Source organism: Mesonia phycicola, assembly GCF_900141885.1.
In the GTDB taxonomy this organism is placed as follows: Bacteria; Bacteroidota; Bacteroidia; order Flavobacteriales; family Flavobacteriaceae; genus Mesonia; species Mesonia phycicola.
Window position 1 is genome coordinate 339,084 of the sequence record NZ_FQYY01000003.1, and the last position, 24,945, is coordinate 364,028.

Annotated in this window: 23 protein-coding genes and 1 tRNA gene; 15 read left to right on the plus strand and 9 right to left on the minus strand. The window is 32.0% G+C overall.

Features of this window, described 5'->3' with window-relative positions; translation table 11 throughout:
• Positions 1-253: 253 nt before the first annotated feature.
• The 3 genes from BUC03_RS06150 to BUC03_RS06160 all read right to left on the minus strand — a co-directional run bounded on the left by BUC03_RS06150 (position 254) and on the right by BUC03_RS06160 (position 4,745).
• Entirely contained in the window at positions 254-2,107 is a 1,854-nt protein-coding gene (locus tag BUC03_RS06150; protein ID WP_073149328.1) for a M1 family metallopeptidase, read from the minus strand.
• Between the two features lie 90 nt (positions 2,108-2,197).
• On the minus strand, positions 2,198-3,871 hold the full coding sequence (locus tag BUC03_RS06155) for a S8 family peptidase (protein ID WP_073149330.1): 1,674 nt from the start codon (positions 3,869-3,871) through the stop codon (positions 2,198-2,200).
• Between the two features lie 13 nt (positions 3,872-3,884).
• Positions 3,885-4,745 (minus strand): MBL fold metallo-hydrolase, encoded by an 861-nt coding sequence (locus tag BUC03_RS06160; RefSeq protein ID WP_073149333.1) that lies wholly within the window; start codon positions 4,743-4,745, stop codon positions 3,885-3,887.
• A 171-nt stretch (positions 4,746-4,916) separates the two neighbouring features.
• Here BUC03_RS06160 and BUC03_RS06165 point away from each other — a divergent pair, with 171 nt between their 5' ends.
• Positions 4,917-6,797 carry a cation:proton antiporter gene (locus BUC03_RS06165; RefSeq protein WP_073149334.1) on the plus strand — a complete coding sequence of 627 codons (1,881 nt, stop codon included), beginning with the start codon at positions 4,917-4,919 and terminating at the stop codon, positions 6,795-6,797.
• Positions 6,798-6,856: 59 nt separating this feature from the next.
• On the opposite strand, the gene lepA is transcribed toward BUC03_RS06165, so the two are convergent.
• Positions 6,857-8,653: a translation elongation factor 4 gene (gene lepA / locus BUC03_RS06170; protein ID WP_073149336.1), complete on the minus strand. Its 1,797-nt coding sequence runs from the start codon at positions 8,651-8,653 to the stop codon at positions 6,857-6,859.
• A gap of 342 nt (positions 8,654-8,995) precedes the next feature.
• Between lepA and BUC03_RS06175 the strand changes: the two genes are divergently transcribed.
• Together BUC03_RS06175 and dusB are read left to right on the plus strand one after the other, a co-directional pair.
• Complete coding sequence (locus BUC03_RS06175) at positions 8,996-9,667, plus strand: GLPGLI family protein (protein ID WP_073149338.1); 672 nt, start codon at positions 8,996-8,998, stop codon at positions 9,665-9,667.
• 285 nt (positions 9,668-9,952) lie between these two features.
• Complete coding sequence (gene dusB / locus BUC03_RS06180; RefSeq protein ID WP_073149340.1) at positions 9,953-10,948, plus strand: tRNA dihydrouridine synthase DusB; 996 nt, start codon at positions 9,953-9,955, stop codon at positions 10,946-10,948.
• A 378-nt stretch (positions 10,949-11,326) separates the two neighbouring features.
• Here the strand turns inward: dusB and BUC03_RS06185 are convergent, their stop codons facing one another.
• Both BUC03_RS06185 and rbfA read right to left on the minus strand, forming a co-directional pair.
• Positions 11,327-12,535, minus strand: a complete 1,209-nt coding sequence (locus BUC03_RS06185) for an ABC transporter permease (protein ID WP_073149342.1) — start codon at positions 12,533-12,535, stop codon at positions 11,327-11,329.
• A gap of 1 nt (position 12,536) precedes the next feature.
• Positions 12,537-12,932, minus strand: coding sequence for a 30S ribosome-binding factor RbfA (gene rbfA, locus BUC03_RS06190; RefSeq protein WP_073149344.1), 396 nt, complete (start codon positions 12,930-12,932; stop codon positions 12,537-12,539).
• Between the two features lie 59 nt (positions 12,933-12,991).
• On the opposite strand from rbfA, the gene mce reads away from it, so the two are divergent.
• The 3 genes from mce to BUC03_RS06205 all read left to right on the plus strand — a co-directional run bounded on the left by mce (position 12,992) and on the right by BUC03_RS06205 (position 13,847).
• Positions 12,992-13,393 (plus strand): methylmalonyl-CoA epimerase, encoded by a 402-nt coding sequence (gene mce, locus BUC03_RS06195; RefSeq protein WP_073149346.1) that lies wholly within the window; start codon positions 12,992-12,994, stop codon positions 13,391-13,393.
• A 56-nt stretch (positions 13,394-13,449) separates the two neighbouring features.
• Positions 13,450-13,523: transfer RNA gene (locus BUC03_RS06200), tRNA-Ile, on the plus strand.
• A 141-nt stretch (positions 13,524-13,664) separates the two neighbouring features.
• On the plus strand, positions 13,665-13,847 hold the full coding sequence (locus BUC03_RS06205) for a PID-CTERM protein-sorting domain-containing protein (RefSeq protein ID WP_073149348.1): 183 nt from the start codon (positions 13,665-13,667) through the stop codon (positions 13,845-13,847).
• 14 nt (positions 13,848-13,861) lie between these two features.
• On the opposite strand, the gene BUC03_RS06210 is transcribed toward BUC03_RS06205, so the two are convergent.
• Positions 13,862-14,446: a riboflavin synthase gene (locus BUC03_RS06210; RefSeq protein WP_073149350.1), complete on the minus strand. Its 585-nt coding sequence runs from the start codon at positions 14,444-14,446 to the stop codon at positions 13,862-13,864.
• Between the two features lie 54 nt (positions 14,447-14,500).
• Between BUC03_RS06210 and pdxA the strand changes: the two genes are divergently transcribed.
• The 8 genes from pdxA to BUC03_RS06250 all read left to right on the plus strand — a co-directional run bounded on the left by pdxA (position 14,501) and on the right by BUC03_RS06250 (position 20,873).
• Positions 14,501-15,547, plus strand: a complete 1,047-nt coding sequence (gene pdxA / locus BUC03_RS06215; protein ID WP_073149352.1) for a 4-hydroxythreonine-4-phosphate dehydrogenase PdxA — start codon at positions 14,501-14,503, stop codon at positions 15,545-15,547.
• A gap of 72 nt (positions 15,548-15,619) precedes the next feature.
• Entirely contained in the window at positions 15,620-16,162 is a 543-nt protein-coding gene (locus tag BUC03_RS06220) for a YceD family protein (protein ID WP_073149354.1), read from the plus strand.
• Between the two features lie 11 nt (positions 16,163-16,173).
• A complete protein-coding gene (gene rpmF / locus BUC03_RS06225) occupies positions 16,174-16,371 on the plus strand; it encodes a 50S ribosomal protein L32 (RefSeq protein ID WP_073149356.1) in 198 nt (65 codons plus the stop codon).
• Positions 16,372-16,580: 209 nt separating this feature from the next.
• A complete protein-coding gene (locus BUC03_RS06230; protein WP_073149358.1) occupies positions 16,581-17,576 on the plus strand; it encodes a beta-ketoacyl-ACP synthase III in 996 nt (331 codons plus the stop codon).
• A 28-nt stretch (positions 17,577-17,604) separates the two neighbouring features.
• Positions 17,605-18,099, plus strand: a complete 495-nt coding sequence (accB, locus tag BUC03_RS06235; RefSeq protein WP_073149360.1) for an acetyl-CoA carboxylase biotin carboxyl carrier protein — start codon at positions 17,605-17,607, stop codon at positions 18,097-18,099.
• A gap of 79 nt (positions 18,100-18,178) precedes the next feature.
• A complete protein-coding gene (gene accC, locus BUC03_RS06240; RefSeq protein ID WP_073149362.1) occupies positions 18,179-19,537 on the plus strand; it encodes an acetyl-CoA carboxylase biotin carboxylase subunit in 1,359 nt (452 codons plus the stop codon).
• A gap of 195 nt (positions 19,538-19,732) precedes the next feature.
• On the plus strand, positions 19,733-20,431 hold the full coding sequence (gene mtgA, locus BUC03_RS06245; RefSeq protein ID WP_073149364.1) for a monofunctional biosynthetic peptidoglycan transglycosylase: 699 nt from the start codon (positions 19,733-19,735) through the stop codon (positions 20,429-20,431).
• Entirely contained in the window at positions 20,424-20,873 is a 450-nt protein-coding gene (locus BUC03_RS06250) for a GreA/GreB family elongation factor (protein ID WP_073149366.1), read from the plus strand. Before mtgA ends, BUC03_RS06250 begins: the two co-directional genes overlap by 8 nt.
• A 1-nt stretch (position 20,874) precedes the next feature.
• Here BUC03_RS06250 and BUC03_RS06255 read toward each other — a convergent pair whose 3' ends face one another.
• A complete protein-coding gene (locus BUC03_RS06255) occupies positions 20,875-21,852 on the minus strand; it encodes an ABC transporter ATP-binding protein (protein ID WP_073149435.1) in 978 nt (325 codons plus the stop codon).
• Positions 21,853-21,959: 107 nt separating this feature from the next.
• Between BUC03_RS06255 and BUC03_RS06260 the strand changes: the two genes are divergently transcribed.
• Positions 21,960-22,661 carry a peptidase associated/transthyretin-like domain-containing protein gene (locus BUC03_RS06260; protein ID WP_143159144.1) on the plus strand — a complete coding sequence of 234 codons (702 nt, stop codon included), beginning with the start codon at positions 21,960-21,962 and terminating at the stop codon, positions 22,659-22,661.
• Between the two features lie 54 nt (positions 22,662-22,715).
• On the opposite strand, the gene BUC03_RS06265 is transcribed toward BUC03_RS06260, so the two are convergent.
• Positions 22,716-24,872 carry a prolyl oligopeptidase family serine peptidase gene (locus tag BUC03_RS06265; protein WP_073149370.1) on the minus strand — a complete coding sequence of 719 codons (2,157 nt, stop codon included), beginning with the start codon at positions 24,870-24,872 and terminating at the stop codon, positions 22,716-22,718.
• Positions 24,873-24,945 lie beyond the last annotated feature (73 nt).

Below are 24,945 nucleotides of genomic sequence, written 5' to 3' on the forward strand. Positions count from 1 at the left end.
ATTTAATAGCTAGATGTGATGCAGAATCAAGTTCTGCATAACGTGCTTATAAAAAATATGGTAATTAATTAATAATCAAAAAAAAACCTTTCAATTTAAAACTGAAAGGTTTTTGTAATCTTTTTAATATGTTAGCTACATTTAGCTAGAAATAATATGTTGGGCGTTTCCCTATTGGGTCGGGCTATTCGTTACAATTCCTCATTTCGCTTTGCTTCATTGCGGGATTTTCACTGCTATCCCTAACGCTAAATTAATTTTCCCAAACGTTATTACTTCTATCTATATCTGCCATTAAACCACTAGGATCAATTTCAATCTTTTTAATGTTTTCTTTTGCAGCATATAATTCAATAACATGAGTTGGGTAAGCCCAAGCCCAAGAACCAGAATTTTCTAAATCTTCTTTTTTCCAATTCATCATCGTTAACGGAGTGTAAATAATTGCTGTTTCACCATTACTAAAAGTAATTTTCACTTCAATTGGCATTGGCATTTGCCCTATTCTTTCTAAGGTAACTTGAGTCATATTTTCAACTTCTTCTACAGATTTAATACCGTAATCTATAGTGTTGGTAGTTCTTGTCCAATCATTAAGGTACCAGCTTAATTCTGCACCACTTACTTTTTCTGCAACACGAATAAAATCGTTTGGTGTTGGGTGTTTAAACTTCCATTCTTGGTAGTAACGTTTTAAAGTTTTGGCTAAATTTTCTTCTCCAATTATATAACCTAATTGTGCTAAGAAAACAGAACCCTTAGAGTAAGCACCAATACCATAATTCATATTAGTTTGGTAACGATCTGCGTGTGTAGAAAGTGGTTGTTCTTGCCCAGAGTTTGCTAAATAATTATAACCACGATAAGAACCATTTAAAGGATTTGGGCTATTTTGATTTAGAATTTCATCTTCTGCAAGAACAGAAATATAGGTTGTAAAACCTTCATCCATCCACTCGTGCTGAGACTCATTGGTAGCTAAAAGAAACTGAAACCAAGAATGTGCAAATTCGTGAGCGGTAACACCTACTAAACTTTCGTAACTTCTTTCTCCAGTAATTAAAGTACACATAGCATACTCCATACCACCGTCACCACCTTGAATAACAGAATATTGATCGTAAGGGTATTGACCAATGTGTTTGTTATAATATGCTAATAACTCTGCTGTTTTAGGTTGCAGTTTTTTCCAGTTCTCTTTAATTTCTTTGTTGTCTTTGTATAAAAAGTGAAGCATTGTACCATCTTCCGCTTTTAATTTATCGTGAATATAGTCTGGATCTGCTGCCCAAGTAAAATCATGTACGTTTGGTGCTAAAAAGTGCCAAGTAATTTTTTTGCCTTTACGTTTTACTTTTTGGCCTTCTTCTTCATACCCGTAACCAATTTCTTGTGGGTTTTGTAAGTAACCTGTACCACCTAAAATATAATCTTTATCGATGGTAATTTTCACATCAAAATCTCCCCAAACTCCATGAAATTCACGGCCAATATATGGGTCAGCGTGCCAACCTTCAAAATCATATTCGGCTAATTTTGGGTACCATTGCGTCATAGAAAGTGCAACACCTTCCGCATTATTTCTACCAGAACGTCTAATTTGTACGGGTACTTGACCTTCAAAATCCATACTAAACGTAGTAGATTTTCCAGGAAGTAAAGGTTTATTTAATGCTACTTGTAAAACGGTTTCTATGGTTTTATAAGTTACTTTGTCTCCATCTTGCTTTAAAGATTTTACTTTAAGAAAACCAATTTCATCTTCATTTAGTTTACTAATTCTACTTTCATATTCAGGATTTTCACGAGTACCTAAATTATTTACCATTCTACCATCTGGATCTGGAATTGATTGCAAGCGTGCATCCATTTGGCTTCCTGGCTGAAAAGCATTAAAAAATAAATGATAAAAAACTTTGGTTAAAGTATCTGGAGAGTTGTTGGTATAGGTAAGTTCTTGTTTACCATTGTACTGGTAATTTTTAACATTTACATCTACCTCCATTTTGTAATCTACTTTTTGCTGCCAATAACCAGACTGGTTTTGTGCAGTTAAAGCTCCTGTTACCAAGAGTGAGAATAATAGACCTTGAAGATTAAATTTCATAAATTTTAAAATTTTAAATTAAAAAAAGGGCGTTCACTTTGCTAAGATAAGCTAGTTAACGCCCTTATAAAAATACATCTTAAAAGATGATTACATTTTGCTTGCCATAATTAAGGCATTGTATAAGTTTACCATTTTACCAGAAACAGATAACTGAGCAAAAGGTTTTACATTATCTGCATCTCCTCCAACAATTACTTCTTGCGGAGTAGCTAAACCACTTTTCATGATAACTTCTTTTACTTCTGCAGCACTTAACTTAGGATAGTAAGATCTAATTATTGCAGCTACACCTGCTACAGCCGGAGAAGCCATAGAAGTACCTTGTAAATATTGGTATTCGTTATTTGGAGTGGTAGACCATATTTTTGTTCCTGGAGCAAAAACATCTACGTTAGTTTGACCGTAGTTAGAAAATCTAGCTACTAAACCTTCACCATATTCAAAATTTGATGCACCTACTGTTAAAAAGTTATCTGCAATTTCTTCTGTATTTTCTGGCGTTTGATCGTTAGGGTAAATTCTAGTAACATCCATATCTAATGCATCGTTACCTGCTGCGTTTACAATAAGAACATCTTTTTTAGCAGCATATTTTATAGCATCTAATACCCACTCTGGGTGGTTAGAGAAATACTTACCAAAACTTGTATTTATTACTTTAGCTCCATTATCTACTGCATATCTAATAGCTAAAGCAATATCTTTATCGTACTCATCACCATCTGGAACGGCACGTACAGCCATTATTTTTACATTGTTAGCAACACCGTTCATCCCGATATTGTTATTTCTTTGAGCTGCAATAATACCAGCTACGTGAGTACCGTGTTTAGCGTCTTCTTTTTTAGGGTCTGGACCATCTACATCGTTATTACCGTAGTTAGTATCTGTAATATCATTTACATCATCTCCTGTTTTTCTTCCGTCTAACTCTAGGTTTAAGTGAGACTCAAGACCACCTTGAAAATAATCTATACCACCTTGCAGTTGTTTAAGTACTTCATCTACATCTCCGCCAACATTATTCATAATGTTTAATAGAAAAGCAGCTTTTTGTTGCACAGTAGTATCTTCTGTTTCTATGTTTTTTAAGTCTTCTGCAGTAAAATCTTCTTTTCCTAGTGCTGCTGCTACATCTTTTTTAGCAGTAGTAACTTGTTGTTTTATTGCTGAATAACGGTCAAATCCTGCTTTTTTATCGTTATATTCTTTTTCATACTCTTCTTTTGCTCTTTGGTAAAGCGCAAATTCTTCTTGGTCTGCAGCACTAATTTCTGAAGCTGTTTTACCGTCGTACTTTGGTTTTAGGTCTCTTAAAATTCTAACAAATTCTAAGTTTTCTTTGATGGTATTTCCTAAGAAATTCCATCCGTGAATATCGTCTACATATCCATTTTTATCATCATCTATTCCGTTACCAGGAATTTCATCTTCATTAGTCCAGATAATATTTTTAAGATCTTCGTGCTCAATATCTACACCACTATCTACCACACCAACAATAACTGTTTTTCCTTGAAAATCTTTAATAATTTCACGGTAAGCTTTTTGTACGCTCATTCCAGGAATAGTGTCTGTCACTAAATCTAAACTTCCCCAAGTTTCTAGTTCAGTTTCTGTAAGATCTGCAGTTTTTAATGCTTGCTGATCTATATTTTCTATTGGGGTTGAAGTAATTGTAGGTCCTGTAGTACCACAACTTGAAGCTAAAATAGCAGCAAACACTGCTGCTAGGGTAGGTTTAATAAATGCTCTTTTCATTTAGGGGTTTTTATTATGAATTAAATAATTGATTAAATGTGTAGGTTTGGTCTAATCGAACTCCTTTTTCAGTTCTTTTTACCGTAATAATTTCGTGATGAGCATCGTGTTCTAAAAATAAATAGAAACCTTCATCTGCTGCTTTTTCTAAAAAAGCTTCTTTTTCACCTAAAGTTAATAAAGGTCTAGTATCATAACCCATTACATATGGTAAAGGGATATGCCCTACAGTAGGTAGTAAATCTGCCATAAAAACTAGGGTTTTATCTTGGTAGGTAATGTGTGGTATCATTTGTTTTTCGGTATGACCGTCTACAAATAGAACTCCAAAATTAAGGTGTTTATAAAAGTGAGAACCTTTATCTCGATCTAAAAAGTGTAATTGTCCACTTTCTTCCATTGGTAAAAGGTTTTCTTTTAAAAACGAAGCTTTTTCTCTTGGGTTTGGTTTAATTGCCCAGTCCCAGTGGTTTTTATTTGTCCAAAATTTTGCATTTTTAAAAGCAGGTTCATAACCTGTTCTGTCTTTATTCCATTGTATACTTCCGCCGCAGTGATCAAAATGAAGATGGGTTAAAAAAACATCTGTAATATCATCTCTATGAAAGCCTAGTTTTTTTAGTGAAGAATCTATACTAAAATCTCCCCAACGGTGATAATGGCTAAAAAATTTATCACTTTGTTTGTCTCCTAATCCGTTATCTATCAATGTAAGTTGATTACCTTCTTCTATTAAAAGGCAACGTGCACCAATATCTATTAAATTATTATTATCTGCAGGGTTGGTACGGCTCCATAAACTTTTAGGAACGACACCAAACATAGCTCCTCCATCTAGTTTAAAATTACCGGCTTCAATTGGATATAAAGTCATAAATTATGAATTAATTGAAAAATGATTCGCAAAATAAGAAATAGTTAGTTTTTGGACTATAATATTAGAGATGAATTAACTATTTATAAGAGAATCTTTTTCTTAATAAAACATATTTAGTTAACAAGTGTTTTATAAGCATAAAAATCTTATTTTGCAAAAAAATGAAATATGTTAGAATTAGCAGGAATAATCATATTAGGGATATTGGCTCAATGGGTTGCTTGGAAGTTTAAAATACCAGCAATTTTACCATTAATTTTAATTGGTTTAGCAGTAGGCCCACTAGCAACTTTTTATACAGAAGATGGTTCTAAATTAATAGAACCTATATGGAATGGTACTTCTGGACTTTTTCCTGGAGAGAGTTTATTCTATTTTGTTTCTTTAGCCATAAGTATTATTCTTTTTGAAGGTGGTTTAACTTTGCGTAGAGGAGAGGTATTAAATGTAGGCCCAGTAATTGTAAAATTAATTACTATTGCTGTGGTAGTAACTTTTTTTGGAGCAGGTATTGCTGCACATTTTATTTTTGATCTTTCTTGGCAAATATCATTTTTATTTGCTGCCTTAATTATAGTAACGGGACCAACTGTTATCACGCCTATTTTAAGAAACATTCCTTTAAAAAAAGACGTATCTGCAATTTTAAAGTGGGAAGGTATATTAATAGATCCTATTGGAGCATTAGTAGCAGTATTAGTATTTGAGTTTATAAGTGCTGGAGAAGGACGTGAGTTTACAGAAACAGCTTTAGCAGAATTCGGAAAAATAGTTTTATTTGGTTTTACCTTTGGTTTTACCTTTGCTCACGCTTTAGGTTTTTGTATTAAAAAGAATATTATACCTCACTACTTATTAAATGTATTTACACTAGCAAGTGTTTTAGGGGTTTTTGTGTTAGCAGATTTATTTGCTCACGAAAGTGGACTTTTAGCTGTAGTAGTAATGGGTATGGTATTGGGTAATATTAATTTACCTAACATTAAAGAGTTGTTATATTTTAAAGAATCTCTTAGTGTACTTTTAATATCTATTTTATTTATCCTGCTTTCTGCAAACATTAATATTGAAGATTTATTATTAATTTACAACTGGAATGCCTTACTACTTTTTGGTGCTGTAGTATTTTTAGTGAGACCACTAGGTGTATTTTTAAGTAGTATTAATTCTTCTCTTAAGTTAAATGAAAAATTGTTTATAAGTTGGGTAGGGCCTCGTGGTATTGTAGCTGCGGGTATTGCCTCTTTATTTGGATTAAAACTAGCTAGCCAAGGTATTGAAGGAGCAGAATATATTACCCCATTAGTGTTTATGATTGTATTGGGTACTGTATTATTAAATGCAACTACAGCTAGAGGTTTTTCAAAATTAGTGGGTGTATTTTTAACTAATTCTGAAGGTATATTAATAATTGGTTCTTCTTCTATCTCTAGATTAATCGGGGCTTATTTAAAAAAGAATAACCGTCATGTAGTTTTGGTAGATAATAATAGAACTAATATTAGAAAAGCTAAAGAATTAGGTTTAGAAGCAATTGAAGGGAGTGTATATTCTGACGATTTAGGGAATAATATTGAGCTGAATGATGTTGGTTATTTAATGGCACTAACTGGTAACTCAGAGATTAATAAAACTGCTATTTCTAAATTTCAGAAGCATTTTGGAGAGAACGGATCTTTTAGAGTGGTTTCTGCAGATGAAATGTCTGATCCAGAAAACAACCCAGTAGAGGGTCTTTTTTCTCATACAGATGATTTTATTAAACTTACAGAAGTGGCAAGAAAATTTCCTACTATTCAAGAAATTCAGCTTAATTCTCAAGAGCATTATAGCGGCTTAATAGAAATAACTAAAACAGATGATGATATTATACCATTATTTGTAAAAGATAACGAAGGTGATTTAAGTATTATACCTTCTAACAGTCAAGAAGTAGAAATTAAAGAAGGTTATATATTGGTTTACTTAGGTAAAACTATAGAAGTAGAAGCACCAGAAGAGACAACAGATTTAGAAGAAACAGTTTCTAAAATAGATGACGAAGATTAAAAGTAGTTTAATATTATAAAAAGAAAAACCCTCTGAAATTTCAGAGGGTTTTTTTATATCTAATCGTTAAGTTTTAAAACTGCCATAAATGCTTCTTGAGGTATTTCTACATTACCTACTTGACGCATACGTTTTTTACCTTTTTTCTGTTTTTCTAATAACTTACGTTTACGAGAAATATCACCACCATAACATTTTGCAGTAACATCTTTACGTAATGCTTTCACGGTTTCTCTAGCAATAATTTTAGCACCAATTGCAGCCTGAATTGGAATATCAAATTGCTGACGCGGAATTAGTTCTTTCAGTTTTTCACACATTTTCTTCCCAATATCATACGCATTGTCCACGTGTAATAAAGCAGAAAGTGCATCTACATTACTCCCGTTAAGTAATACATCTACTTTTACTAGTTTAGAAGTTTGCATTCCTAATGGTGAGTAATCAAAAGAAGCATAACCTTTAGAAACGGTTTTTAAACGATCGTAAAAATCAAAAACAATTTCTGCCAAAGGCATTTTAAACGTTAGTTCAACTCTTTCTGTAGTTAAGTAAGTTTGGTTAGTTATTTCTCCCCTTTTTTCAATACAAAGAGACATTACCGGCCCTACAAAATCTGATTTCGTAATAATTGTAGCCTTAATAAAAGGTTCTTCTACTCTATCTAATTTTGATGGTTCTGGTAAATCTGAAGGGTTATTTACCAAAATTTCTACTTCTGGTTCTTTATTAGTAAATGCGTGGTAAGATACGTTAGGTACAGTAGTAATCACCGTCATATCAAATTCACGCTCTAAACGTTCTTGAATAATTTCTAGGTGAAGCATTCCTAAAAATCCACATCTAAATCCAAAACCTAATGCAGCAGAGCTTTCTGGTTGAAATACTAAAGAAGCATCATTTAATTGTAGCTTTTCCATACAAGAACGTAGCTCTTCATAATCTTCTGTATCTACGGGATAAATACCAGCAAAAACCATTGGTTTTACATCTTCAAAACCTGCAACAGCCTCTGTAGTTGGTTTTGCAGCATCTGTAATGGTATCTCCTACTTTTACTTCACGCGCATCTTTAATACCAGTAATAAGGTAACCTACATCTCCTGTTTTTATTTCTTTTTGTGGAGCTTGTTTTAATTTTAGCGTACCCACTTCATCTGCAGAGTAATTTTTGTTGGTATTAACAAATTTAATTTGTTGCCCTTTTTTTATACTACCATCTAATACTCTAAAAAAGGTTTCTACTCCTCTAAAAGGGTTATACACAGAGTCAAAAATTAATGCTCTAAGTGGAGCATCTACTTTACCTGTTGGTGCAGGTATTTTATTAATTACTGCGGCTAAAATTTCTTCAATACCAATACCTGTTTTAGCACTAGCAGGTATTACATCTGTAGCATCACAACCTAATAAATCTACAATATCGTCTGTAACTTCTTCTGGACTTGCACTTGGTAAATCTACTTTATTTAGTACAGGAATAATTTCTAAATCATTCTCTAAAGCTAAGTATAAGTTAGATATAGTTTGTGCTTGTATACTTTGTGCAGCATCTACCACCAATAAAGCTCCTTCACAGGCAGCGATAGATCTAGAAACTTCGTAAGAAAAATCTACGTGTCCAGGAGTATCAATTAAATTTAGTACATATTCATCGCCATTATACGTATAATTCATTTGTATAGCGTGACTCTTAATGGTAATACCACGTTCACGCTCTAAATCCATACTATCTAATAGTTGCTCTTGCTTTTCTCGCTCTGTTACAGAACCTGTAAAGTCTAAAAGCCTATCTGCCAAGGTACTTTTACCGTGATCAATGTGTGCGATTATGCAGAAATTTCTAATATGCTTCATATATCATTTTCAGTGTTTTGTATTGATAGTTAACATTTTAAAGCCTAAATATATACCAGATTAATGGACTTTATAGATCAATACACTTTTGCAAATATAGTTTTTTTGAAATCTAAAACAGAAGTATCTAAAAACGATATAAATTTTAATACTAAAATTATAGAATAGTCTCTTATTTATAGGTGTAAATTTTATCTATTATAAGGGTGTTGAGCTTTTAATTTTAAGAATAATAAATCTGATATAAATTGTTAAAACATAACATTATTAGACGAAGCCGTTTGGTTTTTTTATTTTTATAAGAATAGTTAATAAACTAGACTTAGAGTAAACAAAAATCATATGAAATATCTTTTCTTATTTTTCATTTTCTTATTTAGCCTTACTTGTACTTGTCAAAACCAAGCAAGAGTAGAGTATGCATATACTAGTTATTATAAACCTAAAAAAACGGATAAAAACGATTTAAAAAGTCAAACGGTTCATAAAATATTTAAAAGCACTGAAGAATTATCTTTTGAATTAATTTTTGATGGAAATAAAAGCCTTTTTAAGGTAAAAGAAAGAATGGCAGTAGGTAATAAATCAGGAAGTTTAGCTAGAATGTTACCAAGATATTATGTAGATTTTAAAGATAATACAGTCTATAGTTTACACGAAATGCCTAGTCAAACCTTTTTTGTAAAGCAAGAAATAGAAAATGATTGGCAAATTACTTCAGAGAAAAAGAAAATATATGGTTATCAATGTAAAAAGGCAATACTTTTAGATAAAGAGGGTAATAAACAAGTTGAGGCTTGGTTTACCTCAAAAATACCTGTAAATATTGGCCCATTAGAGAGTTATGGACTTCCTGGTCTTATTGTTTTAACGAAAAGTTTTAATAGAAAAGGAGAAGCTTATTCTGGCTTTAGTGTTATAGATATAGATTTTTCAAAACAAAAAGAAATAGAAATACCAGATTTAGAGCCTATAACTCAAAAAGAATATATTGAAAAAACCAAGAGGTTATAAAGGTTATTTTTTGATATAGATTATTTAAAAAATATAATTAGAAAGAAAACGTACTAGACACAAAACAAAACCATTTTATTTAAACTTTCTTATAAATTATAGTATTTTGGGCAAAGCCTGCGGCCCGGGCTATGCATTGCCATCTTTTTTTGCCATATATCAAAGCAAAAAAAGGATGTTCATTACTATCCCTTTTGCGGTATTTACTTCAAACTTTTTATAAAGAAATAGCAATTCATACTTATTTATTAGTTTTGCAACTTCAACTTTTAATAAAATTCAGTTTTGGCAAAGATAGGAGATATAGATGTAGGAGAGTTTCCATTATTATTAGCACCAATGGAAGATGTGAGCGACCCACCTTTTAGAGCATTGTGCAAAGAGCAAGGCGCAGATGTGGTGTATACGGAGTTTATCTCATCAGAAGGTTTAATTCGTGATGCAGCTAAAAGCGTCATGAAACTAGATATTTACGAGAAAGAACGCCCAGTGGGTATTCAGATTTTTGGAGCCAATTTAGAATCAATGTTAGAGTCGGTTGCCATTGTAGAGAAATCGGGTCCAGATATTATCGATATTAATTTTGGTTGCCCGGTAAAAAAAGTAGTTTCTAAAGGCGCCGGTGCCGGAATTTTAAAAGATATAGACCTCATGGTTTCTTTAACAGAAGCGATGGTAAAACATACCAATTTGCCTATCACGGTGAAAACACGTTTAGGTTGGGATCATGATTCTATTAAAATTGTTGAGGTTGCAGAGCGTTTACAAGATGTAGGCTGCAAAGCTATTTCTATACACGGTAGAACACGCGCACAAATGTATAAAGGTGAAGCCGATTGGAAACCTATTGCAGAGGTAAAAAATAATCCGCGAATGCATATTCCTGTTTTTGGTAACGGTGATGTAGACTCTCCAGAAAAAGCAATGAAAATGCGAGATGAATTTGGACTAGACGGAGCGATGATTGGTCGTGCTAGTATTGGTTATCCTTGGTTTTTTAGAGAAGTAAAACATTATTTTGAAACCGGAGAACATTTAGACCCACCCACTATGGCAGAGCGTTTAGATGCTGCTAGAAGGCATTTACAAATGGCAATAGATTGGAAAGGAGATAGATTAGGAGTTTTTGAAACTCGCCGACACTATACCAATTATTTTAAAGGAATTCCGCATTTTAAAGAACACCGAATGAGAATGGTTACTAGTGATGAAGCGGTAGATGTTTTTAAAGCTTTTGATGAAGCTGAAAAAGAGTTTGGAGACTTTCAGTTTACTAGATAAATAAATTTTAATCTTTTTATTACTGAAATATTTGTGATATACTCGTCATCTTGAACTTAAGATAAGATGACCTCATTTATAATGGGAGTTTAAAATATTAAGATTTTCAGTATAAACTTTTTACCTTATTTAGTTCCCGTCATCCTGAACTGGATTCAGGATCACATCTTCTATAACAGGAATAATTCAGAGTATCAGGGTTTCAGTATAACTACGTCCCTATTTATTCAATTTGAGTTAGAATTTTTATACATCGTATTTTGTGGTCGCTGTATATATTTGAATATTTATCATCCAGCTATCATCATCCTGAACTGGATTCAGGATCTCATCTTCCTATAATGAAATATTCTATTTTCTTGTCTGAAAAACAGGTAATTAAGAGTTTACCTCAATCACTCTTTTAATACGTGTAGAACCAATATAAGAGGCAATAATACCTAAGGTCATAATTGTTAAAAATACGATGACTAAGTTTTTTGTTTCAAATAACACAGGGTAAGGTAAACTTGCAGTGATCATAACTAAGCTAAATTGTTGTTGTAGTACAATTACAACACAAGCAATAACTAAACCTAAAACTCCGCCAATAAAGGTGAGCAATGTTCCTTGTAAAAAGAAAACCCTACGTATTTGATGAATGTTTGCTCCTAAATAATACAAGGTTTTTATATTGCTTTGTTTATCTAAAATTGCCATAACAATAGCACCACCAACATTAAACAATGCAATAATCAAAATTAGCGTGAAAATTAAATAAACTGCTAAATTTTCGGTATTTAGCATCTTATAAAGTTTATCATTCAACTGAATTTTATTTTTGATAATTACTTGATGATCAAAAACTTCTTCAATTTTTTCTCTCACTTTGTCTTCATCTGCTCCTTTTGCTAAATTTATTTCGATAGCAGAAATTTCATTAGGTTCTAATTCTAATAATTGTTGTGTAAAAGAAAATGGAGCGTATACATATTTATTGTCAAGCTCTTCATTAATACTATAAATACCAATCACCATAGAAGAAATAGTATTAAAGGCTTCTGAAGGGTTGGATACTTGTCCTTTTCCTGGTTTTGGTACAAAAATCTTTAAAACATCACCGTAACCTGCTACACCAATAGAGAGTTTTCTAGAAATACCATTCCCTATTACTACTTGCTTTTCTTTTTGATGTAACCAAGCGCCAGCTAATAAAGTACTATCTACCGCATTTACATTTAAAAAATTTTCATCTACCCCTTTTATATAAGAAGAGGGAACATTTTTATCTCTAAAATTTAGTAGTACACGCTCTTCAATAACTTTAGAAGATTGTTTAATTTCAGAAATAACAGCAATTTTTTCTTGTTGCTCTGGTAAATAATTAAAATACTTACCTGTTTTAGGTAATACTTTTAAATCTGGATCATATTTATTAGAGAAAGATAAACTAAACTCTTTGAGACCAGAAAAGCCTGATAATACTATAAAAAGCGCCATTGCGCCAGCAAAAACACCAATACTAGCTATTATAGTAATAATATTGATGGCATTGTTCTTACTCTTGGTAAACAAGTAGCGCTTGGCGATATAGTATGAAAAATTCAAATTAAGATTTTTTACGCTTATCTAATAAGTCTGGGTTTTCAATAGGGTTTTCTTCTCCCTTCACCGCTTTTTCTATACTTTCAATATAGTCTAAAGAGTCATCTAAATAAAAACTTAGTTCAGGCATTTTGCGTAATTGATTTTTAGTACGCTGTGCCAGTTGGTGTTTAAGTTTAGATTTTATGGCTGTTAATTCTTCTAATAAACCTTTTGCATCTTTTGCAGGGAAAATACTAATATAAGCCTTTGCAATAGATAAATCTGTAGTTACTTTTACCTTAGAAACAGAAACAATAATTCCTGTTACATTATTTGTTTTTAGTTCTTGCTGAATCACATCTGCAAGATCGCGCTGTAAAACGCCTCCAATTTTTTTCTGTCTATTTGTTTCTTCCATAGTGCAAAAATAGTTTATTTAATAGGAATTGTTATTTTGGTAGAACAAATTTTACAAAAATGAAAAAAATAGAACACATAGGCATAGCGGTTAATAACCTAAATGAAGCAAATAAACTATATACTACTTTGCTTAATACACCACCTTATAAAGAAGAAGAAGTAGAAAGTGAAGGTGTAATTACTTCTTTTTTTGAAGTAGGAGAAAGTAAAATAGAATTATTAGCAGCTACGAGAGAGGATAGCCCAATTGCTAAGTACATAAAAAAGAAAGGAGAAGGTATTCATCATATAGCTTTTTATGTAGATAATATTGAAAGTGAGATTGCTAGATTGCAAAAAGAAGGTTTTGTATTATTAAATGACTCTCCTAAAAAAGGAGCAGATAACAAAAAGATAGCATTCTTGCACCCTAAGTCGGCTCACGGGGTTTTAATTGAGTTATGTGAAGATTTAAAATAATTAATCAAAATAAATTTGGTTGGTATAGATCTATTACATATTTTTGCGTCCTGTCAGGACCCATAGCTCAGCTGGTTAGAGCACCTGACTCATAATCAGGGGGTCGATGGTTCGAGCCCATCTGGGTCCACAGATTTTTTTTGAAATGTTAGAGGTCTTGTCGTTATATAAAAACCTTAATTAAACTTTAGCTTTTAATTAATGATTTTTTAAGATATAAAAGACTGGTTTTAAGTTATCATTTTCTAATTTAGCACCTCTTATGAAAAATATGAAAAATAAATATTTGCTAGTTGTTGCTGTAGTTTCTTTAACTACGGTTTCTAGTTTTGCATTTCAAGGCGGAGCTCCACCAAACCCAACACCTCCAGGTTTACCAATTGATGGTTTTGTTTCTATAATTTTAGCTGCAGGAGCTTTTTTTGGAGTAAAAAGTTTAAGAAGAAAAAAATAATCCCTTTATAGAGATTATTTTTTATAAAGTTTCTTAGCGTATTTCCCTATTACATCAAACTCTAAATTTACTTGATCTCCTATACTTAGATACTTAAACGTAGTATTCTCTAATGTATAAGGTATAATAGCTACACTAAACGTATTATCACCACTGTTAAATACGGTTAGGCTTACCCCATTAACTGTGATAGAGCCTTTTTCAATGGTAATATTCTCGTATTCGTTACTATATTCAAATGTAAAAATGTGGCTTCCGTTTTGAGAAGTTTTATTAATACAAATACCGGTTTGGTCAACGTGCCCTTGTACTAAATGGCCATCTAGTCTTTCACCTAAAATCATTCCTCTTTCTAAGTTCACAAAATCACCTACAGAAAGGTTATTGAGTGTAGTTTTATTAAGAGTTTCTTTAATAGCTGTAACCTTATATAGATTACTATTAATTTCTACAACCGTTAAACAAACACCATTATGAGCTACGCTTTGATCAATTTTAAGTTCAGATGTAAAATTTGCTTCTACAGTAATATGTAGGTTTTCATTTTCTTTTTCTATACTATGTATACGAGCTACCTCTTCTATTATTCCGGTAAACATATTTTGAAGATTATTTAGTTACCTTTGTCTTAAGACAAAAGTAGTCATTATTATATGAAAAAAGCAGAAAAAGTAAGGATAGGGATTAGTATTGGTGATTTAAATGGAATAGGGAGTGAAATTATTTTAAAGACTTTCCATGATGCTAGAATGTTAGAATTCTGTACCCCAGTAATTTTTGCTAATACTAAATTACTTTCTTTCTATAAAAAGCATTTTAAAATAAATATCAATTTTCAAGGTATAGATAATGCTTCTAAAATTATTGATGGAAAAATTAATGTAGTTAACGTTTGGAAAGATAATACCAAAATTAATTTTGGTAAAGAAGATAAGTTTTTAGGTAAGTTCACCGTAAAATCTTTAGAAGCTGCTACAAATGCTTTAATCAATAAAGAAATAGATACATTAGTAACAGCACCCATTAATAAAAATGTTATTCAATCTAAAGAGTTTAATTTTCCTGGTCATACAGATTACTTAGCTCAAAAAATGAAAGGTGATAGTTTAATGTTAATGGTATGTGATAAATTAAGAGTAGGTTTATTAACAGACCACGTGGCAGTGAAAGATATAGCAGAAAAAATCACTTCTGAATTAATTCAGAAAAAAGTAGCAATAATCCACGATACGTTAAAAACAGATTTTAGAATACAGAAACCTAAAATAGCTATTTTAGGTATTAATCCACACAGCGGAGATAATGGAGTAATAGGTAAAGAAGATGAAGAGGTATTAAAACCAACAATTCTAAAAATAAACGAAAGAGGCACATTGGTTTATGGTCCTTATGCAGCAGATAGCTTTTTTGGAACTAAAAATTACAAAAATTTTGATGCTGTAATAGCCGCTTATCACGATCAAGGTCTTATCCCTTTCAAAACATTATCTTTTGGCAAAGGGGTAAATTTTACAGCAGGACTTTCAGAAATAAGAACCTCACCAGATCATGGAACTGCTTATGAAATAGCAGGTAAAGGAGAAGCAGATTATACTTCTTTTAAAGAAGCTGTATTTTCATCAATAGAAATTTTTAAGTGTAGAAGCGAGTATAATTCTCTTATAGAAAACCAGCTGCAAAAGCAATCAAAAAAATTATAAACATTTTTTGTTAATAAAAGATAGCTAATTAATTATATTTTATATATTTGCACGCCCGAAAAGGATGATGTGATGAAGAAGTTAAAAAATTTTACAATCCAGTTTGTTGGATTAAAAATCGGGAGGCATCAATATGATTATCAAATTGATGACCAGTTCTTTGAACATTTTGAGTATGATGATTTTAATCACGTAGATGTAAAAGTAGATCTAGAATTAGAGAAAAAAGCTAATATGTTAGATTTACGATTTACTATAAAAGGATTGGTAAACATTAATTGTGATGTTACTAACGAGCCTTTTGACTTACCTATAAAAAATTCTTTAGAATTAGTAGTTAAGTTTGGTGATGAGTTTAACGATGAAAATGAAGAACTACTAATTTTACCTCACGGTGAGTATGAGTTAGAAGTTCAACAATATATTTATGAGGCCATAGTTTTAGCTATACCTTATAAAAGAGTTCATCCTGGTGTAGAGGATGGCTCGCTACAGTCTGAAGTACTTAATAAATTAGAAGAACTACAGCCTAAACAAAAAGAGATTAAAGAAGAAGAGGATGAAATTGATCCTCGATGGAATAAATTAAAGAATTTACTTAACGATAATAAATAAAGCTTAGAGCTATGGCACATCCAAAGAGAAAAATATCTAAGACAAGAAGAGATAAAAGAAGAACGCATTATAAAGCAACTGTACCGCAAATTGCTAAAGATCCTACAACAGGAGAAGCTCACTTATACCACAGAGCTCACTGGCACGAAGGAAAACTTTACTATAGAGGTCAAGTTTTAATTGATAATACAGAAGAAGTAGAAGCATAAGCTTTTATTTTTTAAACTTATAACAATCCCACACCGGTATTCGGTAGTGGGTTTTGTTTTTACATAAAATTTAAGCTGTATTATTGCATAATCTATTAATTTTGAAAGGTTATTTTTGAGACTTTGAACTCAAATCTTTCAAAAATTTATGATATATCGAACGTAATTTGTAGGTTTACATTTTATTTTTGTGATATAAACCCTATTATATGAACAAAATTAGCGCAGCAATAACAGCTGTAGGATCTTACGTCCCTGATCATGTACTAACAAATCAAATGTTAGAAGACATGGTTGATACCAATGATGAGTGGATTACCACCAGAACAGGTATTAAAGAAAGAAGAATTCTAAAAGACCCAAATAAAGGGACTTCATATTTAGGAATTCAAGCAGCAAAAAACTTAATAGAGAAAAATAATATTAATCCAGAAGAGATTGATTTAATTATTTTTGCAACTGCAACACCAGATATGTTGGTAGCCTCTACAGGAGCTTATACCGCATCAGAGATTGGAGCAGTAAATGCTTTTTCTTACGATTTACAAGCAGCTTGTTCAAGCTTTCTTTATGCAATGTCTACCGCAGCAAGCTATATTGAAACAGGACGTTATAAAAAAGTATTAGTAATTGGGGCAGATAAGATGTCGTCAATTATAGATTATACAGACAGGGCCACCTGCATTATCTTTGGAGATGGTGCAGGTGCCGTTCTTTTTGAGCCTAACCAAGAAGGTTTAGGGTTACAAGATGAATACCTGAGAAGTGACGGTATTGGTAGAAATTTCTTAAAAATTGAAGCAGGAGGATCATTACTTCCGCCAAGTGAAGAAACCGTAGCCAATAGACAACACTTTGTACATCAAGACGGGAAAAATGTATTTAAATATGCAGTTTCTAACATGGCAGATGTAAGCGCTAAAATAATGGAAAGAAATAATCTTTCTGATAGCGATGTAAATTGGCTAGTTGCACACCAAGCCAATAAAAGAATTATTGATGCTACTGCTAAAAGAATGGGAGTGCCAGAAGAAAAAGTATTGATGAATATTCAGCGTTACGGTAATACTACTTCTGCAACATTACCACTATTATTAAGTGATTTTGAGAATAAGTTAAAAAAAGGAGATAATTTAGTTTTTGCTTCATTTGGTGGAGGTTTCACTTGGGGATCTATTTATCTTAAATGGGCATACAACTCCTAAAAAATAAAATGATTAATACCTTATAATTATGGAATTAAAGGAAATTCAAAATTTAATAAAATTTGTGGCCAAATCTGGTGCAAGCGAAGTGAAGTTAGAAATGGATGACATAAAAATCACCATTAAAACAACTTCAGAAGAAAAAGAAACCACAATTTTACAGCAAATCCCAATGGGAGGAATGCAACAGGCACCACAAATGCCTGCTCAGCAAATGCAACAGCCAGTAGCACAAGATACAGCTGCAGCAACTGAAACTGTAAGTAAAGAAGATGACTCTAAATACATCACAGTAAAATCACCAATTATTGGTACTTTTTATCGTAAACCTTCACCAGACAAACCTGTTTTTGCAGAAGTAGGAGATGAAATTAAAGAAGGAGATGTAGTTTGTGTAATTGAAGCTATGAAACTTTTTAATGAAATAGAAAGTGAAGTAAGCGGTAAAATTGTAAAAGTATTAGTTGATGATGCTTCTCCAGTTGAGTTTGACCAGCCACTTTTCTTAGTAGATCCATCTTAATAAATTTTAAGTCTCAAGTGAAATTTAATTTCATGTAAAGTCATTAAAATTAAGGATTTATAAATTAAAATATCAAGCGATGTTTAAAAAAATATTAATTGCTAACAGGGGAGAAATTGCTCTTAGAGTAATTAGAACTTGTAAAGAAATGGGAATCAAAACGGTTGCCGTTTATTCTAAAGCAGATGCAGATAGTTTACACGTTCGTTTTGCAGATGAGGCTGTTTGTATTGGTCCAGCACCAAGTAGTGAGTCTTATTTAAAAATACCAAATATTATTTCTGCTGCAGAAATTACAAATGCAGATGCAATACACCCTGGCTACGGTTTTTTATCTGAAAATTCTAAATTTTCAAAAATCTGTGAAGAGCACGATATTAAATTTATTGGTGCAAGCGCAGAGATGATAGAAAAAATGGGAGACAAAGCTACGGCTAAAGCTACCATGAAAGAAGCAGGTGTACCTTGTGTACCAGGATCTGAAGGTATTCTAGAAGATTATGATGAGTGCCTTAAAGTAGCAAAAGGTATGGGCTTCCCTGTAATGCTTAAAGCCACCGCAGGTGGTGGAGGTAAAGGGATGCGTGCTGTTTGGGCAGTAGAAGATCTAGAAGATGCTTGGAATTCTGCTCGTCAAGAAGCAGGTGCTGCTTTTGGTAACGATGGTATGTATATGGAAAAACTTATTGAAGAGCCACGCCATATAGAAATACAAATTGTAGGAGACAGTAGAGGTAAAGCTTGTCACCTTTCAGAAAGAGATTGTTCTGTACAACGTCGTCACCAAAAATTAACAGAAGAAACTCCATCTCCATTCATGACAGATGATCTTCGTGAAAAAATGGGGAATGCAGCAGTAAAAGCTGCCGAGTTTATTAAATATGAAGGTGCAGGTACAGTAGAGTTTTTAGTAGATAAACACCGTAATTTCTACTTTATGGAGATGAACACTCGTATACAAGTAGAGCACCCAATTACAGAACAAGTTATAGATTACGATTTAATTAGAGAACAAATATTAGTTGCTGCAGGAGTGCCAATTTCTGGTAAAAACTATTTCCCTAAACTTCACTCTATAGAATGCCGTATAAATGCAGAAGATCCTTACAAAGGTTTTAGACCTTCTCCAGGAATGATTACCAATCTGCACGCTCCAGGAGGGCACGGAGTACGTATAGATACTCACGTATACAGTGGGTATGCAATACCACCAAATTATGATTCTATGATTGCTAAGTTAATTACTACCGCTCAAACAAGAGAAGAAGCAATTAACAAAATGAAAAGAGCTTTAGATGAATTTATTATAGAAGGTATACAAACTACTATTCCTTTCCATAGACAATTAATGGATGATCCAGCTTATATATCTGGTAATTACACCACTAAATTTATGGAAGATTTTGTAATGGAAGAGAAATATGCAGATCACGATTAAGTGAAAATGCACTATAAATAAAAAAATCCTCGATAATTTCGAGGATTTTTTGTTTTTGGGCGTTACCCTTTGGGTCGGGCTGTTCACTATATCTTTTTATATGAAAAATATAAAAAGGATGCCGTTACCATCCCTAACGCAAGAAAATCAACATAAAAAATATTCTTCTATATTTACTTCATAAAAACAAGAAGATTGATAAAAAAAATATTCAAATTTATTGGTAAAATTTTAATTGCGTTTGTGTGTATTTCTATAATATTGGTAACCTTGTATAAATGGGTTCCTGTGCCTATTACACCATTAATGGTAATTAGATATTTTGAAACACCTTCAGAAAAAAGGAGTTTATGGAGTCACAACTGGGAGTCTATAGATAATATTTCTATCAATTTACAAAAAGCGGTGATTTGTAGTGAAGATCAAAACTTTGTAAAACACAGTGGTTTTGATATAAAAGCAATAGAAAAAGCTTTTGAAAATAATAAAAAAGGAAAAAATATTAAGGGCGCAAGTACTATTAGCCAACAAACTGCAAAAAATGTATTTCTATGGCCAGAAAGATCTTGGTTAAGAAAGGGATTAGAAGTCTATTTTACGTTTTTAATAGAAACCATTTGGAGCAAAGAGCGCATATTAGAAGTTTATTTAAATAGTATTGAAATGGGTAATGGTATTTATGGAGCTGAAGCTGCAGCAAAATACTGGTTTCAAAAATCGGCATCTCAATTAAGTATACAAGAAGCAGCTGCTATTGCTGCTGTTTTGCCAAATCCCTTAAAGTATAAAGCAAACCCAGCAACAAGCTACATACAGAGCAGAAAAGCGTGGATTAGCAAACAAATGCGTTATTACGGGCCATTGCAACTTAAATTAGAGAAGAACAATGACTAATAAAGAAATGCTTGTTAAAAAATGCACTAGCTATGTAGAAGAAAGATTACATAGGCTTCAATTAGCTTTAAAAGATTTAGAGCAAGATTTAAGCAACGAAACTAAAAGTAGCGCAGGAGATAAGTATGAAACCTCTCGAGAAATGATTAATATAGAAATTAACAAGCTACAAAATCAAATACAAGGTTTTAAAAAATTAAAAGAAATTTTAACGCTAGTTGAACATAGAAAAAGCTCAACTTCTATTCAGTTAGGCAGTGTGGTAAAAACCAATCAAGCAAATTATTTTATTGCCATCCCCGTAGGTGAAATAACTACCGAAAAAGAAAAATTTTACGGTATTGGTTTAAATTCACCAATTGGGCAACTTTTATTAGGAAAAAAAGTAGGAGAGGAGTTTAATTTTCAGCAAAAGCAATACATAATTAAAGAGGTATTGTAGACTAATTTTGTACTAACCGCTTTTCTAACAAATCTTCTGGATAACTTATTTTTATGCTAGAAGAAGTGGGTAATTCTTCTTTAGAATTTACATATAGTAATTGATTGTTTTTGCAAATAGTTTCTACAAAATAATGATCTCCATTAAAATAACATTTTTTCACTTTTACCGTAAGTTTTCCCTCTTCATGAATTTTTAATTCAGAAGGGTATAACAAAACGATTCCTTCTTTAGTAAGCTCTTCAAAAAGCTCTGCTTTTAAAACATTTACTTCTTTAAATAGAGAAGCTATGTACTGGTTTGGAGGTAAATTATACAATTGCTCTGGTGTGTTGTTAGCAATTAGCTCTCCATTTTTCATTACTAAGGCTTGATCTGCAAAACCTAACATATCTGTACTATCGTGAGTAGCAAAAAGGCACGTAATTTTTTGTTTTTTTAGATAATTAAAAATATTTCGGCGTAGTTTATTTTTTCTAAAGTTATCAATAAAATTAAATGGCTCATCTAATAAAAGCAATTCTGGTTCTCTAGCCAAAACCTGTGCAAGTGCCACTCGTTGTTTTTGTCCGCCACTTAGGTTTTTAACCTTTGTTTTTGCAAAATGAAGCATATCAATTACTTCTAATAGTTCTTCTGTTCGTTGTTTGCTTTTTTCTGAATATTGTCTACTTAGATATTTCTGAATATTTTCTGAGACCGTTGTATAAGGCATTAAATGGTCTTCTTGTGCTAAGTATTTCATTTTAGGGTGACCAGGCACTAAGTTAAATGCCGGACCAAGAACCTGTTCATTATTCCAATAAATGCTACCTTCTTCTAAATCTAATAACCCGTATACGGCTTTTAAAAGTGTACTTTTTCCGCAGCCACTTTCTCCAATAATACAAGTATGACTTCCTTTTTTTACTGAAAATTGGATGTTTTGTAAGGTAGCTTTGTTTTGATAAGCAAATAAAACCTGATTAACTTTTAGCATAGAAGCATAATTTTTATCAAAGATAATAGATAAAATATGCAAAACCTTTTAAAAAGTAAAACCTGTAATATTATGAAACTCCTTAAGTCTTTAGTTAAATAAATATTATGAGATGGATTTTTATGTTTCTAATATTTTCTCCAACATTATTAGCTAGCCAAACTATAAGCGGGGTAATTTATAGTGAAGAAAATAAACTTGAATACATAAGCGTAACTAATATTACGCAAGGTTTAAAAACACAGTCTACCAAAGACGGTTATTTTTCTATAAACGCGATAGAGAATGATACGTTATTATTCTCTTCTTCCTTATACATAAACAAAAAAATAACTGTAACTGCTCTTCATTTTAAAGAAAAACTAATTGTTGAATTAGAAACTCCTGTAAATGAGTTAGAGGAAGTATATATAACTAATACTACTTTTAATGAAAAAGAATACAGCCTGAAGCTGAAAAAGCAATTTTTATATGATATAGAGCATAATCCACAGGAATATGTAAAACCAGCTAGCGGATATGTTGATTTTATGAAGATATTTAAAGATGCTAAAAAATACTTAGGTAAAAATAAAAAGACAATTACAATTGAAAAACCAGAATACTTATCTTTTGAAGAGATAAATAAAGTTCTTTTAAAGCAAAATAATCAAGAAGAAAGAATAGTAGATATAATAGAAATCTCTGAAGAGAGTTATTACCTATTTATAGATTTTTGCATAGGTAAAATAGAAAAGCACTTATTAGATGATAAAAATTATTTTTTATTATTAGATAAAATGTTCAACTTAGCTAAAGAGTTTAAATGAGCAATATTTAATTAAAAAAGGCACTAAAGTTATTTAGTGCCTTTTTTAATGATATTACTCTTTTGGTAAATTTTTAAAGCCCATATTCCATAATGTAAAACCATAAATATCTGCATATTGTTCGATGGTTTTGCTAACTGGAGTACCAGCACCGTGACCTGCATTAGTTTCAATTCTAATTAATACAGGGTTATTTCCGGTCTGTTTAGCTTGTAACTCTGCAGCAAATTTAAAACTATGTGCAGGTACAACACGATCGTCATGGTCTCCGGTAGTTACCAATGTTGCAGGGTATTCTATGCCTTCTTTTACATTGTGTACAGGAGAGTAGTTGTATAGATAATCAAACATTTCTTTAGAGTCTTCTGCAGTTCCATAATCATACGCCCAACCTGCACCTGCGGTAAACGTATGATAACGCAACATATCTAAAACTCCAACAGCAGGCAAGGCAACCTTCATTAAGTCGGGTCTTTGAGTCATAGTTGCTCCAACTAGTAAACCTCCGTTAGAGCCACCTCTAATAGCTAAATAATCGCTAGATGTATAGTTTTCTTTAATAAGATATTCTGCAGCAGCTATAAAATCGTTAAATACATTTTGTTTTTTAGTTTTAATACCTGCATCGTGCCACTCTTTACCATACTCACCACCGCCGCGTAAATTAGCTACAGCATAAATACCACCTTGCTCCATCCAAACGGCATTGGTAATGCTAAAAGATGGCGTTAAACTAATGTTGAAACCGCCATAACCATAAAGAATAGTTGGGTTTTTACCGTTAAGTTCAATTCCTTTTTTGTGCGTGATAATCATAGGTACTTTAGTACCATCTTTTGAGGTGTAAAATATTTGCTTACTTACATATTCTTCTGAATTAAAATCAATTTTTGGTTTTCTATATAATTCAGAAGTTCCTTTTTCAATATCATATTTGTAAATGCTACCTGGAGTGATATAGTTGGTAAACGAATAATAGAGTTCTTTTTCTTCTTTTTTAGTGCCAAAACCACCAACACTACCAACACCTGGTAATTTTACGTCTCTTACTAAATTACCTTCATAATCGTATTGTTTTACGGTAGAAACAGCATCTTGCATATATTCAGCAAAGAAATAGTCACCTCCTGTAGATGGGCTAAGTACGTTTTCTGTTTCGGGTATAAAATCTTGCCAATTTTCAACGCTTGGGTTGGCCGCATCTACAGTTACAATTTTTTTATTAGGGGCATTTAAATTGGTAACTAAAAACAATTTACTTCCTTTATTTTCTATTAGGTAAGTATCTGTATCTGTATTGCCAATAATTGTTTTTAACTCTGCATTTGGATTAGATAAATCTTTTAAAAATAATTTATTACCAGAAGTAGAAACACTAGCTCTTATGAGTAAGTATTTATTGTCTTCTGTTACGCTACCACCTACGTAACGATGTTTTTCTGCTTCTGTGCCTCCAAAAATTAGTTGATCTTCTTTTTGTGGAGTATTTAATTGATGATAGTATAGTTTATGCTGATCTGTTTTTGCAGAAAGCTCACTACCTTTTGGTTTATCGTAACTAGAGTAGAAAAAACCTTCGTTCCCTTTCCAAGACATTCCGCTAAATTTAATATCTACTAGCGTGTCTTCTGTAATTTCTTTTGTTTCTACATTCATTACCATTACTTTTCTCCAATCACTCCCGCCTTCAGAAATAGCGTAGGCAAGAATTTTTCCATCTTCAGAAAAACTCATTCCGCCTAAAGAAGTGGTTCCGTCTTCGCTAAATTTATTAGGATCTAAAAATACTTCTGCAGTAGAAGGGTCTTCTCCCGTTTTGTAACGATAAACCACATACTGGTTTTGCAAACCATCATTTTTACTGAAGTAAGTATAATTTCCCTCTTTATATGGTGCGCCTACTTTTTCATAATTCCAAAGAGTAGATAGTCGTTGTTTTAGTGTATCTCTGTAAGGGATTTGGTTTAAGTACTCAAAGGTTACTCTATTTTCTTCTTTTACCCAAGCTTCTGTTTCTTTACTTCTATCGTCTTCTAACCAGCGATAAGGGTCTTTTACATCGGTACCAAAATAGTTGGTGGTAGTGTCTACTTTTTTAGTTTCTGGATATTTCAAGGCAATTTCTTTTTTCTTAGTTTCTTCTTTTTCTTTTGGTTGATGATCACAAGCAATTAGTGATAAAACAACAAGAGGGAAAAATAATTTTTTCATAGTGTTGGTATTGAGTCTTTTCAAATATAATTAAACTTTTAGTAGCGCATAAAACAAAACCCCACGATTAAAG